We start from the raw sequence: 12,492 nt of genomic DNA, 5'->3' as shown, positions 1-12,492 counted from the left end.
GTTGAGGTGGTATCATTTTTGCTGCATAGGAGTTTGTATGTATATTTAGGGGTTACATTTTTAAATTAAACGCTGTATGAAAAAGCCAATGAAAAGTTTTTTACTATTGATCGCAGGAGTTTTGATGTTGGGATTTGTCACTTCCTGTAAAGAAGAAGGACCTCACAAAAACGACATTGTCAAATTTTCTGCAGTCATTAATAGTAGCCCGACTGTCCCCAAGGCAACTTCTGCCGGTCAGGGAACTGGGGTTTTCGAGTACAACAAGGTAACTATGGAGCTCAAATACAACATTACCTACCAGAACATAGTACCTACTTCGGTTAACATTCACAGCGCGAACCCCGCGTGGGAAGCAGGCCCGCTGTTGTTCCCGCTGCAAGACAACCCTACCGGAAATCAGGTTCAGGGTACCAAGAAACTGACTGTCGAGCAGCAGACGATGTTGATCGAAGGATTGCTGTATGTGAATATCCCCACCACGACATTTATTTATGGAGAAATTCGGGGCCAGATCCTGGCTGATAAGTTTGAAGAATAGGATTTAACGGATATACCATAAAAAAGGGGGTTGCGGAAATGATCTGCAACCCCCTTTTTTATGGTAAAGCTCTGATTATTTCCTTTTCTTTTTCTTTTTGAAGTTTTGGTAATCCTCTACTTCCTGCATCAGCGATTTGAGATCATCTGTGGTATCCGCAGTGAAGTCCAGCGTCTGGTTGTAATCGGTGCTGCTTATTTTCAACACATCTATGGGTTTATCAAGATACTTCTGAATTTCTTCCAATACGGGCTTTTCTTCGGCACTGCAAAATGAAACCGCCAATCCTTTCTGTGTCCCTCTGCCTGTTCTTCCTACCCGGTGGACGTAATTTTCGGGTTGCTCCGGTAGATCGTAGTTCACCACGTAGTCCACATTGGGGATATCAATTCCCCTCGCACTGACGTCCGTTGCGATCAGTACCTTTACATTCCCTTTTTTAAATTCATTCATTGCAATCAGCCGGTCCGCCTGCTCTTTATCACCATGAATGGTCAGACTTTTGATCTCCATTCTTTCCAATGCATTAAAAACTCTCTCGGCGCGCACCTTCGTCCTGACAAAAACGAGGATCTTGCTGTCGGGGTTTTCTTTAATAACCCTCTCTAAAAAGAATCGCTTGTCGTCCATTTCAACAAAAGCCACGGAATGGTTAATATTTCTGGCAACAGGATTGTTCGGCGAGATCTGTATCCTGATCGCATTGCGTACCAGAGAATAAGCCAGCTTCTTTATTTTTTCATTGATAGTAGCCGAAAAAAACAGGGTTTGCCGGTTCTTGGGCAGAAATTTGATCAAATCCTGAATGTCCTTGATAAACCCAAGGTCCAGCATGTGGTCGGCCTCGTCCAGAATCAGTATTTCGATGCGGCTGAAATTGATATGTCCCTGACTGACCAGGTCAAACATACGGCCCGGCGTAGCGACAAGCACGTCAATGCCTTTTTCCAGCCTCGCGATCTGCGGGTCCTGTTCTACCCCACCGAATAAACTGAGGGTCCTGACCCGTGTGTGTTCCGCGATTGTGTTGAATACTTCGGTGATCTGGATAGCCAGCTCCCGCGTAGGCACCATTACCAGGCATTTGATCCCCTCGGAGCGGCTGGAAGTCTTTTGCTTATGGAGCTTGTCAATAACCGGAATAGCAAACGCCGCTGTTTTGCCTGTCCCGGTCTGGGCAATTGCGAGTACATCTTCCCCTTTCATAATCGCCGGGATAGCCTTGAACTGAATGTCCGTCGGACGTTTGAAGCCCAATGTTTCCAGGCTTCTTTTAATTTCCCCGGCAATGTGATAATCTTCGAATTTCATAAATAACAGATTCCGCAGACCATTGGAAAGTGGCTGCAATGCTAAAAAACGGACAAAGATACACCTGTTATTCCTGAAAGACTGATATATGTTACCTTCCCGCTTCGTAGAACCTCAGTTTGTTCTCTAGCAAAAGAACCTGCCTGTCCAGATAATCAATACGATTAAGCAGCGTATGAACGGCCGCAATGCCCTCCAGGTTAATGTCCAGATCATGGTAAAGCCTGATCATCCGCTCTATCTTATGCAATTGCGGTACCTGAAGAAACCGGTGGTCGTTTACAAGAACGGTTTCAATCAGGTCATTATTCTGCAGTGATTCTACAAATGAATATTCGACACCATAGTAAGTGCAGAAAGTTTCAATGGCTATCAATTGATCATTTTCCATAGTTTGTATGGATTAAGATTTAGATAATTCAGTAAACAATTCCTTTTGCCGGTCTGTCAGATTGGTCGGTATCTTTACATCGAACGTGACGTACAGGTCGCCAAACTCTCCTTCTTTTTTGTAAACCGGAAAACCTTTTCCTTTTAACCTGACAACACTGCCATTCTGGGTTTCGGGTTTAATAGTGAGCTTTACTTTTCCGCTCAAAGTTTCGATCACCATCTCGCCTCCCAAAACCGCCTTATAAAGGTCGAGGTCCGCCTTATAATGCAGATCATTTCCAGATCTCCTGAATTTTTCGTCGGGTTGTATCGTAAAAGTCAGGTACAGATCGCCGTCCGGACCGCCGTTGGATCCCTTTCCACCGTGACCTGGAATCTTGATGGTCTGCCCGTTTTCAATACCTGCGGGAACGGTGATGCGGATATTTTTCCCATTCACTGTCAACGTTTGCTTGTGTGTTTCGTAAGCATCCCTCAATGTAAGGTGTGCCTCCGCCTGGTAGTCCTGCCCGCGAAACCTGGCCTGGCGACCGCCGCCGCCAAAGCCGCTCGCTGAGCCGAACATAGATTCGAAAAAGTCGGAAAACCCGTCAGCCCCTCCGCCGGAATACCATTGGCCTTCCTGCCTGCCGGCACCTCCCCTTGCCTGGCGGGCTTTTTCGAATTCTTCGCTGTGCTGCCAGTCCTTTCCATACTGGTCGTATTTCTTTCTCTTTTCGGGGTCGCTCAGCACTTCATTGGCCTCGTTCAGTTCCTGAAATTTCTTCTGAGCTTCCTTGTCGTTGGGGTTAAGATCCGGATGGTACTTTCTCGCCAGCTTTCTGTAAGCGTTTTTGATGGCTTTTTCATCGGCTGTTTTGTCCAGACCCAGTATTTGATAATAATCTACAAAAGGCATAATGTTTCAACTTAATGGATGTAGATAGCTAATTTTCAATTGCTTTTTATTTTCGTTCCTGCATTTTGAGGTAAAGGTCCTCCACTTTCTTTCGTGCCCATGGCGTTCTCCTCAAAAATTTAAGGCTTGACTTTACGCTCGGGTCATGCTGAAAGCTGTTGATATTCACGTGGTAACTCATTTGTTCCCATCCATAATACGCCACCAGTTCATTCAGAATTGCCTCCAGGGTCTTTCCATGAAGCGGGTTATTGGTTTGCGTTTCCATATTTTGGTTCAAAATGTTGCTATACGTTTAAAGTAGATTTCCTTCATTAAATAATTATTAAGCTGATTGTTTAGTTCAAATCTTAACGCCTGATTATGGATCAAATTAAATGGGGAATTATTGGTTGCGGGAATGTTACTGAAGTCAAGAGCGGTCCTGCCTTCAATCTGGTCGACAATTCCACCCTCGTTGCGGTAATGCGCAGGGATGCCGCGCTCGCAGCTGATTATGCTGCCCGCCACGGCGTTCCCAAATGGTATGCCGATGCCGACGATTTGATCAATGACCCGGATATCAACGCGATTTATATCGCCACCCCGCCCGATGCCCACGAAAGCCTTGCGTTCAAAGCCATGGCTGCCGGCAAACCTGTTTACATTGAAAAGCCAATGGCAAGGACCGGTGCTGAATGCGACCGGATCAACGAGGAGAGCAAGAGAACAGGCATACCTGTTTTTGTAGCCTATTATCGCAGGTCGCTGGATTATTTCAAAAAGGTAAAAGAGCTGATCGATCAGAAGGTGATCGGAGATGTGAGGTTTGTGGACATTTGTCTCCAATGGCAGCCTTACGACGAGGAAGTGGGCGAAAATCCCAAACCACGCTGGAGGGTCAATCCCGAAATCTCCGGCGGTGGGCACTTCCATGATCTCGCTTCGCACCAGTTTGATTTCCTTGAATACGTTTTTGGCCCCGTCAAATATGCAACCGGAATTGCCAGGAACCAGGCTGGATTGTATGAGGCGGACGATATTGTCATGGCCAGTTTCGAGTTCGGATCGGGTGTTCTCGGCAAAGGCAGCTGGTGTTATACGATCAATAAAGAGCAACGTGAGGATATGGCGCAAATCATCGGGTCAAAAGGCCGCATTACCTTTTCATTTTTCGAAAAATTCGACATTAAAGTGGAAACTGCGGAAGGTACTGAGGTTTTTCATATTCCATATCCCAAGCATGTTCAGCAACAGCTTATTGACTCCATTGTGAAGGAGCTGCGTGGAGAAGGCCTGTGCCCCAGCAGTGGAGAGTCCGGGGCCAGGGCGAACCATATCATGGACTGGATCACGCAAAACCAATAATTCGGTCATGCAGGATACAGATTTTCTTACTATTTCAGTTTATTTGTAAAACGCTAATCTCAAAACTCAGTAGTCATGGCAAAAGGTAAAAATCTTGATAAAGGAAGCACCAAAAAGGAGCCCGAGAAATCCCTCAAAGAAAAGCGCGCCGATAAGAAGGCAAAAAAAGACGGCAAAAAGGATTATTGATCCGATAGCAAAGAGCTCCGAGAGGAGCTCTTTCCATTATTATATCTCCCGATTGGTTTGTGCTGCGCGAAACGCTTTCTGATGATGTAGATGAGCAAGTTTCAGGTTGAACAGGTTCAAGATATGGGCCAAATTTGTTCAACAAATTAATATTCCAATGGACCAGCAAACTTACAATTACGAAAAAATTGCCAGGGCGATCGAATTCATAGTCGCAAACGCAAAAGAGCAGCCGTCACTGTTTGAAGTGGCCGAAGAAGTAAGCATCAGCCAATTTCATTTTCAACGGGTTTTTACAGAGTGGGCCGGGGTAAGTCCCAAAAAATTTCTCCAATACATTACGGCAGGTTATCTTAAGGAGAAGATCAAGGAATCATCCAACCTGGCAGAACTGGCAGAACTCGCAGGCTTATCGAGCCAAAGCCGGGTTTACGACCATTTTACAACGATCGAAGCAGTTACGCCACAAGAATTCAAAAGCTCGGGAAAGGGACTTGACATTCGCTATGGTATTCATGAAACGCCTTTTGGTCATTGCTTCATCGCGGTAACAGACAGGGGAGTCTGCGCGATGGCTTTCGTTGACGAAACTTCGAAGGACGAGCAGTTAATCCAGCTAGCTAAGAAGTGGCATTATGCGAGCATATCTCCAAATCAGGAAATGACGGAACAATTGATAGGACGCATTTTCGGACCTGCCTCGAAATCCCCCGAAAAGTTGCCCATATTGGTTCAGGGCACTAATTTTCAGTTGAAAGTATGGGAAGCATTACTCAGTATTCCCAAGGGTGCAGTTACCACTTACCAGCAGATTGCAAAAAGCATAGGCAATCCCTCAGCAGTGCGAGCGGTAGGTACCGCCGTGGGCGACAACCCGATCGCTTATCTCATCCCCTGCCACCGAGTGATACGCAAAGAAGGTGTACTCGGTGAATACCGTTGGGGGAGCCTTCGCAAAAAGGCATTGATTGGCTGGGAGGCCGCACAGCAACGTGGAGATTAACCATCCTGGCGGCATCTTTTTTTGTTACTGAGGAACGCAGCCCATAAATTGCCGCCTCAAATTAACATCCAGTTTTTGAAGTCCGAGAGCCAATTTCCCGACGAAGTATGCAATTGGTTTGCTACCAAAGGGTTCCGATGCAGGTCTGCTGGACTGGGAAATAATTTTTCCTGGTCGGTGGAGGTATCCGGCAATGGCGGGACCGTGCTGACGCTTGTGCTGGTCGGTCTTGCCGAATGGCAGGTATTTGGCTCAAGGGAAGCTTTGGATGTTTGTTTTCAACAGGTTAAATGCAGCCGAAATGACCAGATCAAATGTATCCTGCTGTGGGAAGATTATTGGACAGCCAAAAAGCGGATTGTTCAGTCCAGGTTTCTAGCGTTATTGGGCTTTTCACAAAAAATACCCGCCAGACTGACAAAGGCCCGGCGAATTGACAAAGCGACTACGTCCGCGTTTCTTGACATCAATCACCTGAACGGTTCCATCCCTTCGAAGACGCAGTTCGGCCTGTTTTTACCAAAACAATATTTCAGAATATTGAACATCGATTTTCCAGCAGACCGCACATCCGACGAATTGCTGGTAGCTGTTGCGACGTTTAGTTACCCGCGTATTTTTCGGGTTGAAGGTAAAGATGTTAAGTCCTTCGAACTGGTCCGCTTCGCAAGTCTCCTGGGAACGAACGTGATCGGAGGACTGGATAAATTGTTGCGCGCTTTCATCACCGACAAAAGTCCGCATGATATCATGACCTATGCCGACCTCGAATGGTCGGAAGGGAGCAGTTATGCCAAAGTGGGTTTTGAAGTGAGCGGGTACAAATCACCGCAACCCTTTTATCTCAACCCGGTTAATCTGGTCAGATCATCCCGCTTAATCGCTCCGCAGCCAGGCACCGATGAAGCTACCGACAACCACGACCTGGAAGTTTTCAATATGGGAAGTATTAAGTTTGTGAGGAAAACCAGTGCTAAAACTAATGGATCAGATGCCTGACAGGCCGCCTTTACTCATTATCCTAGGCCCCACGGCTTCGGGAAAAACGCATCTGGCCACCCGAGTTGCCGCCGAATTACGCGGCGAAATTATCAGCGCCGATTCCCGGCAGGTTTACAAAGGAATGGATATTGGCACAGGCAAGGACCTGCAAGAATATACTGTCGGCGAAAAGGTAATCCCATATCATTTGATCGACATCCTGGAAGCTGGCGACCAATACAATGTCAATCATTTTCAGCATGATTTTGAAAAAGCATACGAATGCATTGCCACAAATGGCCATGTGCCTGTTGTCTGCGGAGGGACCGGGTTCTATATTTATGCACTGTTAAAAGGCCACGCATACGCTGCTATTCCAGTCGACGAACAGCTGAGAAGCGAGTTGGAAACACTTTCGAAAGAAGAGCTTTTAGAAAAGTTTCGCGAGTTTGACAGTCCCTATCACGCATTGGCAGACATTTCGACCCGAAAGAGGCTGATCCGCGCCATAGAAATTGCGGCGTTCCTGTTGGAAAATCCCGGCGAGTCGCGCTCGTTTTCATCCGAAACCCCAAAATATCAGGCGATTATTTTTGGCTTGAACCCTCCGGTCGGGGTCAGAAGGGAGCGTATCAGCAAACGCCTGCACACCAGACTTCAGAACGGCTTGACAGAGGAAGTGAAATCGCTCTTAAGCAGCGGCCTGACTTCTGAGCAGCTGATCTATTACGGGCTTGAATACAAATATGTTACCCAATATCTGATGGGAGAAATCGGCTACGACTTTATGAAAGACCGTCTGGAAGCCGAGATCCACCGTTTTGCGAAGCGCCAAATGACCTTTTTTCGTAAAATGGAAAAGGAAGGGCTGGTAATCAACTGGCTGCCAGAGGAGTGGAATGAGGTGAAGAAAATTGGCTCCATTATTGACCGTTACAGGGAATTTAAAAACAAATTGACGGGTATCAAGTAAGAGTACTGCTAATAAAAAAACGTCATACGAAAATGAACAGGAAGTTGAGCAGCTTATTATTGCTGTTAGTTTTAAGTATTACAGATGCCTACCTGCTTGCGCATCCGAATTTGATCGGGAAAATCGGGGTATTGGTTTACAAGCATACCTATATCAGGAATTTCCCCCGGGCTGTACTGACGGTGGCGCTGGTTGTGGGGTTTTCGTTGTTGCTCTGCGAATTGATTTACAGGTTTTTGAAGCAAAAGACTGCATTGGCTGCCTACCTCTTGCTAATCGTGATTGCAATCGGGTGGTTCATGTACGTTTACATCACATTTTCCTCCTTTGCTTATAAGATCACAGGGAAAGCGTTTATCTATGGGGCACATTTGCTGCCAGTGATCCTGACAGGACTGTATGCACGTTACTTCCTCAAAAGAATCCTAGCCGGAGTGGCGCAGAAAGAGATGCAGCCAACGCATGAAAATGGACAAAAGCCTGAGATTTAAGCCCACAACGAACAGGCGTTTTGGACCGACCGGGAAAACAGGAGAATATTAGCATTATTCCTTCCTATTATGAAATATTATTGTTTAAGGAAGGAATTTTCACAAATAAAACACAGATTATAATAGAAAGTACACGCTTTTTTTAGGATATTGCGGCTTGTGTCGGTTCGAAAAATGGTTAATTCTGGCCGGTTTAACACAAAATTAATTCGTTGGATAAGTAAATCAGTAACTCGGAAAATCTTTGCATTAAACTGGCCTGATTTGCATCTATCTTGTCTTTAACCTTTTTAATTTTATTTTTAATTATATGTCCCAAATAGCTGAATTGACCCTTGATGGTAAAAAGTACGAGTTCCCCATAATTGAAGGAAGTGAACATGAAAAGGCGATAGATATTGCAAAATTACGTGACCAAACGGGATACATAACAATTGATGCAGGTTACAAAAATACAGGCGCTACCAAGAGTGCCATCACTTTTCTGGATGGTGAAGAAGGCATACTAAACTACAGAGGATATTCGATTGAAGACCTGGCCGAAAAGGCCTCGTTTCTGGAAGTGGCCTATCTGCTGATTTACGGAGAACTTCCTACTGAAAAGCAATTTGCTGAATTTGAGCATGAAATCCGGACACATACACTTGTAAACGAGGACATGCGCAAGATTTTTGAAGGATTTCCGGTAAATGCGCATCCAATGGGCGTCCTGTCATCCCTGGTGAGTGCAATGAGCTCGTTTTATCCGGACACGACGGAGCAAAATACGGAGGAAGTTACGCAGCTGCATATCATCCGGCTGTTGTCCAAATTGCCAACCATTGCGACCTGGTCGTATAAAAAATCACAGGGGCATCCGGTCAACTATCCTCAGAACGACCTGGATTATTGCTCGAACTTCCTGAACATGATGTTTTCACTGCCCGTGGCCAAATACCACGTAGATCCGGTTGTATCGGCGGCGCTGAACAAGTTATTGATCCTGCATGCCGACCACGAACAAAACTGCTCCACCTCGACGGTGAGGCTGGTTGGTTCGTCTCACGCCAATATCTATTCCTCTATTTCGTCCGGTATCAGTGCACTTTGGGGGCCGCTCCATGGCGGCGCGAACCAGGAAGTGATCGAAATGCTCGAGGCAATCAAAAACGACGGCGGCGATACGCAAAAATATATCAACATGGCTAAAGACAAGAGCAGCGGTTTCCGTTTGTTCGGATTTGGCCACCGGGTTTACAAGAATTTCGACCCGAGGGCGCGCATCATTAAGAAGGCGGCTGATGATGTATTGAACAAGCTCGGGATCAACGACCCTGTCCTGGAAATTGCACAAAGCCTTGAAAAAGCGGCACTCGAAGATGAATACTTCGTGGCTCGCAAGCTTTATCCGAATGTGGACTTCTACTCAGGTATCATTTACCGTGCTTTGGGCATTCCTACCAATATGTTCACAGTGATGTTTGCAATTGGCCGTTTACCAGGCTGGATAGCGCAATGGAAAGAAATGCGCGCCAACAAAGAACCAATCGGTCGTCCGCGTCAGATTTATGTGGGTGCACCAAAGAGAGAATTCGTCTCGATGAGCGAACGTTAAAATTTCTGGCGCATGGCGGGTCATCTGTCAGCACAATCAATAAGTACGTCCCCCTGGGAGAAGCGATCGCCGTTCCTCTCAGGGGGACGGTGTTTTAGGGGGAAAGCCTCTCAATGCTCCAAGTTCCAGCCTCACTCTTAAGATATGCCAGCCTGTCGTGCAGGCGGCTTGGTCTTCCCTGCCAGAATTCAATGTAATCCGGAATAACGCGGTAACCTCCCCAGTAAGGCGGCCTCGGCACATCCTTTCCTTCAAATTTTGCTTCAAAAGCTTTGGTCTTCTCTTCCAGGAAATGACGGCTGGGGATTACTTCGCTTTGCGTAGAAACCCAGGTACCAATCTGGCTACCTCTTGGTCGCATTGCAAAGTACTCATTTGATTCTTGTTCAGTCGTTTTCGTGATTGATCCTTCGATCCGAACCTGTCGCTCCAACTCCTTCCAGAAAAATGTCAGGGCTACCTGCGGATTGGCCTCCATTTCCATCCCCTTTTTGCTTTCATAGTTGGTAAAAAAAGAGAACCCCAGGTCATCCAGGTCTTTTAGCAGCACAATACGGGCCGACGGCCGACCTTTGGAAACGGTACTCAGCAACATCGCATTGGCTTCGGAGATTCCGGAATTCACCGCCTCATCAAACCATAACCGAAACTGTTTCAATGGGTCAGGTGCTAAATCACCTTCGTGAAGGCCTTTTAAGTGGTAGTCATGCCTGATTTTTGCAATATTATGGTCCATTCTGCGTGAATATGTTCAATGTTAGGAATTCAAAAGTAGCCATTTCAGAGGAAAGATTATTAGATTTGTAATCCACAAGAGACGTACGTACGAAACAAGCATCACGATGGCACAAGAACAACAAGAAGGGGTCAAGAGCGAAGAGCAGGAAGACCTGGAACAAAAGACGGTCGACACCCTCGAAATTGATCTTAACAGCGAGTTGACAGAAGAGCACGAGGAGGAAGCTTCGGACGTAGATTATAGCCAACTATCAAAGGAGCAGCTGGTTAACTTGTTGGAAAACGAACTTTTATCGATTCAGAGTGAAGGGCTTAAACCTGGCCTATTGAAAAAGGCCGAGGCAGTTTCGCGTGAGATCCGGCCTGTCCTGGATCAAATCAAGCTGCGTGACAGAGAGGCTGCGTTAAAAGCCTTCATTGCGGATACGGGAGGCGAAGAAGGTTTTGAGTACAAGTATGACGCAGAAACGCAGAAAATTGACTCGTTAAGCCGGGAGATCCGTGGTTTGAAAAATTCCTTTTATCAAAGCCAGGAAAAAGAAAAGGAGAAGAACTTCAATGTAAAAACAGCCTTGCTTCAGCGCCTGAGGGCTCTTTTGGATGATGAGGGAAAAGAGACGGATGCATCCGGTTTAAAATCAAGTTGGGAGGAGTTCAAAAAGATCCAGGACGATTGGAAACAGGCCGGAAATATCGCTTCTCCTCACAACGGAACGCTTTGGGCAACTTATAATGCGCTGATCGATCGCTATTTCAGCAACAGAAATATCTATTTTGAATTAAAAGAACTCGACAGACGCCGTAATGCGGATTTAAAAGCGGAATTGTGCGAAAAGGTCGAAGAGCTTGGCAAGTCATTGGCAAACAGGCCGATGACCAAGGAAATACTGAATGAAGCCAACCATATATTCGAAGATTATAAACATTTAGGTCCAGCTCCAAAAGAAGACCAGGAAAAACTTTGGCAGCGCTTCAAAGAAGCTTTGGATGTCCTATATGACGCTCAGAGAGGACAGTTTGCAGAGCAGAAGAAATCGATGCAGGAAAATTATGACCAGAAGCTCAAAATTTACGAAGCAATCGTTCCCTTTACCTCTTACAATTCAGGAAGCATAAAAGAATGGAATGCCAAAACCAAAGACATTATGGCTTTCCAGGATCAATGGGTTGCATTGAAGGGCATTATGCCCCGCGAAGAAGGAAAGGAACTCAGCAAAAAGTTTTGGGCAGCCCTGAAAACCTTTTTCAACAACAAAGGTGAATTTTTCCGTCAGCTGGAATCTAAAAGAGAGCAAAATCTGGAGTTGAAGACCGAGCTTTGCGTGGAAGCGGAAGCCATTCTGGCAACAGGTGACGACAATCCTGCCACTACCCAAAAAGTGATTGAATTACAGAAAAGGTGGAAGGGAATCGGGCAGGTACCAGAGAAATACAAGGATACCATTTACGATCGTTTCAAAAAAGCATGCGACGCCTACTTTGATCAGAAAAGAGCTAAGAACAAAGAGGTAGAAGAGGAATTTGAAATTAACCTGAAGCGCAAAAACGATCTGATAGACCGCATTGAAGCAGCAGCTAAGAGCAAAGATGAGTCGTCGCTGAACCTGCTGAGTGCATTTAAGAGCGAATGGTCATCTATCGGGTTTGTTCCCAAAAAGGACATGCAGGGAATTCAAAAGCGCTATATCGCGGCAATCAACACTTATGTGAGCGCAATAGGTCAGCTTTCTACCAAAGAAAAAGAGCAGGCCGTGCTGGAAAGCGAAGTAGAGTTAGTTCGTGACGGAGAAAGCAACCGGACCTTATACAGGAAGGAAAGCGATATCAGACGGAAGATCACCCAATTGGAAAACGATATCGCTTTATGGCAGAATAACATCGAGTTTTTTGCCAAGTCAAAAACTTCGGACCGTTTGAAGGCAGAGTTTGAAAGAAAGATCAATAGTGCCCTGAATCAGCTGGATGAGTTAAAACATCAACTCACTATTATTCAGGAAGCTATATAAAATCGGGAAAAAAGTGAGGAAAAAATA

Annotated in this window: 13 protein-coding genes; 8 read left to right on the top strand and 5 right to left on the bottom strand. The window is 45.9% G+C overall.

Annotation, left to right across the window (positions count from 1 at the left end):
- Nucleotides 1-76: 76 nt before the first annotated feature.
- On the top strand, nt 77-541 hold the full coding sequence (locus AC1XUF_RS17415; RefSeq protein ID WP_483343096.1) for a CHRD domain-containing protein: 465 nt from the start codon (nt 77-79) through the stop codon (nt 539-541).
- Nucleotides 542-616: 75 nt separating this feature from the next.
- Here AC1XUF_RS17415 and AC1XUF_RS17410 read toward each other — a convergent pair whose 3' ends face one another.
- The 4 genes from AC1XUF_RS17410 to AC1XUF_RS17395 all read right to left on the bottom strand — a co-directional run bounded on the left by AC1XUF_RS17410 (nt 617) and on the right by AC1XUF_RS17395 (nt 3,411).
- Nucleotides 617-1,852 (bottom strand): DEAD/DEAH box helicase, encoded by a 1,236-nt coding sequence (locus tag AC1XUF_RS17410; RefSeq protein ID WP_483343095.1) that lies wholly within the window; start codon nt 1,850-1,852, stop codon nt 617-619.
- 91 nt (nt 1,853-1,943) lie between these two features.
- Nucleotides 1,944-2,243: a chaperone modulator CbpM gene (locus AC1XUF_RS17405; RefSeq protein ID WP_483343094.1), complete on the bottom strand. Its 300-nt coding sequence runs from the start codon at nt 2,241-2,243 to the stop codon at nt 1,944-1,946.
- A gap of 12 nt (nt 2,244-2,255) precedes the next feature.
- The gene (locus tag AC1XUF_RS17400) at nt 2,256-3,143 is read right to left on the bottom strand and encodes a DnaJ C-terminal domain-containing protein (protein ID WP_483343093.1); all 888 of its coding nucleotides are present in this window, start codon (nt 3,141-3,143) and stop codon (nt 2,256-2,258) included.
- A 46-nt stretch (nt 3,144-3,189) separates the two neighbouring features.
- Nucleotides 3,190-3,411: a VF530 family protein gene (locus tag AC1XUF_RS17395; RefSeq protein ID WP_483343092.1), complete on the bottom strand. Its 222-nt coding sequence runs from the start codon at nt 3,409-3,411 to the stop codon at nt 3,190-3,192.
- 95 nt (nt 3,412-3,506) lie between these two features.
- Between AC1XUF_RS17395 and AC1XUF_RS17390 the strand changes: the two genes are divergently transcribed.
- The 6 genes from AC1XUF_RS17390 (at nt 3,507) to AC1XUF_RS17365 (ending at nt 9,721) form a co-directional block, all read left to right on the top strand.
- Nucleotides 3,507-4,490, top strand: coding sequence for a Gfo/Idh/MocA family protein (locus tag AC1XUF_RS17390; protein WP_483343091.1), 984 nt, complete (start codon nt 3,507-3,509; stop codon nt 4,488-4,490).
- A 346-nt stretch (nt 4,491-4,836) separates the two neighbouring features.
- Nucleotides 4,837-5,682, top strand: a complete 846-nt coding sequence (locus AC1XUF_RS17385) for a methylated-DNA--[protein]-cysteine S-methyltransferase (RefSeq protein WP_483343090.1) — start codon at nt 4,837-4,839, stop codon at nt 5,680-5,682.
- Between the two features lie 75 nt (nt 5,683-5,757).
- Nucleotides 5,758-6,681 (top strand): hypothetical protein, encoded by a 924-nt coding sequence (locus AC1XUF_RS17380; protein ID WP_483343089.1) that lies wholly within the window; start codon nt 5,758-5,760, stop codon nt 6,679-6,681.
- Nucleotides 6,665-7,636, top strand: a complete 972-nt coding sequence (gene miaA / locus AC1XUF_RS17375) for a tRNA (adenosine(37)-N6)-dimethylallyltransferase MiaA (RefSeq protein ID WP_483343088.1) — start codon at nt 6,665-6,667, stop codon at nt 7,634-7,636. Before AC1XUF_RS17380 ends, miaA begins: the two co-directional genes overlap by 17 nt.
- A gap of 32 nt (nt 7,637-7,668) precedes the next feature.
- A complete protein-coding gene (locus AC1XUF_RS17370; RefSeq protein ID WP_483343087.1) occupies nt 7,669-8,127 on the top strand; it encodes a hypothetical protein in 459 nt (152 codons plus the stop codon).
- Nucleotides 8,128-8,437: 310 nt separating this feature from the next.
- On the top strand, nt 8,438-9,721 hold the full coding sequence (locus AC1XUF_RS17365) for a citrate synthase (protein ID WP_483343086.1): 1,284 nt from the start codon (nt 8,438-8,440) through the stop codon (nt 9,719-9,721).
- Nucleotides 9,722-9,815: 94 nt separating this feature from the next.
- On the opposite strand, the gene pdxH is transcribed toward AC1XUF_RS17365, so the two are convergent.
- Nucleotides 9,816-10,457, bottom strand: a complete 642-nt coding sequence (gene pdxH / locus AC1XUF_RS17360; protein ID WP_483343085.1) for a pyridoxamine 5'-phosphate oxidase — start codon at nt 10,455-10,457, stop codon at nt 9,816-9,818.
- A gap of 106 nt (nt 10,458-10,563) precedes the next feature.
- On the opposite strand from pdxH, the gene AC1XUF_RS17355 reads away from it, so the two are divergent.
- On the top strand, nt 10,564-12,465 hold the full coding sequence (locus AC1XUF_RS17355) for a DUF349 domain-containing protein (protein ID WP_483343084.1): 1,902 nt from the start codon (nt 10,564-10,566) through the stop codon (nt 12,463-12,465).
- Nucleotides 12,466-12,492 lie beyond the last annotated feature (27 nt).

It is taken from the genome of Dyadobacter sp. HNCC25DJ185 (assembly GCF_056895195.1).
The sequence above is the reverse complement of the archived record's forward strand: the minus strand, read 5'-3'. Positions and strand labels throughout refer to the sequence as shown.

What these genes read in the sequence shown, in the direction of transcription:
- AC1XUF_RS17365 (WP_483343086.1), top strand. Translation starts at nt 8,438, where the DNA reads ATGTCCCAAATAGCTGAATTGACCCTTGATGGTAAAAAGTACGAGTTC.
- miaA (WP_483343088.1), top strand. Translation starts at nt 6,665, where the DNA reads ATGGATCAGATGCCTGACAGGCCGCCTTTACTCATTATCCTAGGCCCC.
- AC1XUF_RS17390 (WP_483343091.1), top strand. Translation starts at nt 3,507, where the DNA reads ATGGATCAAATTAAATGGGGAATTATTGGTTGCGGGAATGTTACTGAA.
- AC1XUF_RS17415 (WP_483343096.1), top strand. Translation starts at nt 77, where the DNA reads ATGAAAAAGCCAATGAAAAGTTTTTTACTATTGATCGCAGGAGTTTTG.
- AC1XUF_RS17370 (WP_483343087.1), top strand. Translation starts at nt 7,669, where the DNA reads ATGAACAGGAAGTTGAGCAGCTTATTATTGCTGTTAGTTTTAAGTATT.
- AC1XUF_RS17385 (WP_483343090.1), top strand. Translation starts at nt 4,837, where the DNA reads ATGGACCAGCAAACTTACAATTACGAAAAAATTGCCAGGGCGATCGAA.
- AC1XUF_RS17395 (WP_483343092.1), bottom strand. Translation starts at nt 3,411, where the DNA reads ATGGAAACGCAAACCAATAACCCGCTTCATGGAAAGACCCTGGAGGCA.
- AC1XUF_RS17410 (WP_483343095.1), bottom strand. Translation starts at nt 1,852, where the DNA reads ATGAAATTCGAAGATTATCACATTGCCGGGGAAATTAAAAGAAGCCTG.
- AC1XUF_RS17405 (WP_483343094.1), bottom strand. Translation starts at nt 2,243, where the DNA reads ATGGAAAATGATCAATTGATAGCCATTGAAACTTTCTGCACTTACTAT.
- AC1XUF_RS17400 (WP_483343093.1), bottom strand. Translation starts at nt 3,143, where the DNA reads ATGCCTTTTGTAGATTATTATCAAATACTGGGTCTGGACAAAACAGCC.
- AC1XUF_RS17355 (WP_483343084.1), top strand. Translation starts at nt 10,564, where the DNA reads ATGGCACAAGAACAACAAGAAGGGGTCAAGAGCGAAGAGCAGGAAGAC.
- pdxH (WP_483343085.1), bottom strand. Translation starts at nt 10,457, where the DNA reads ATGGACCATAATATTGCAAAAATCAGGCATGACTACCACTTAAAAGGC.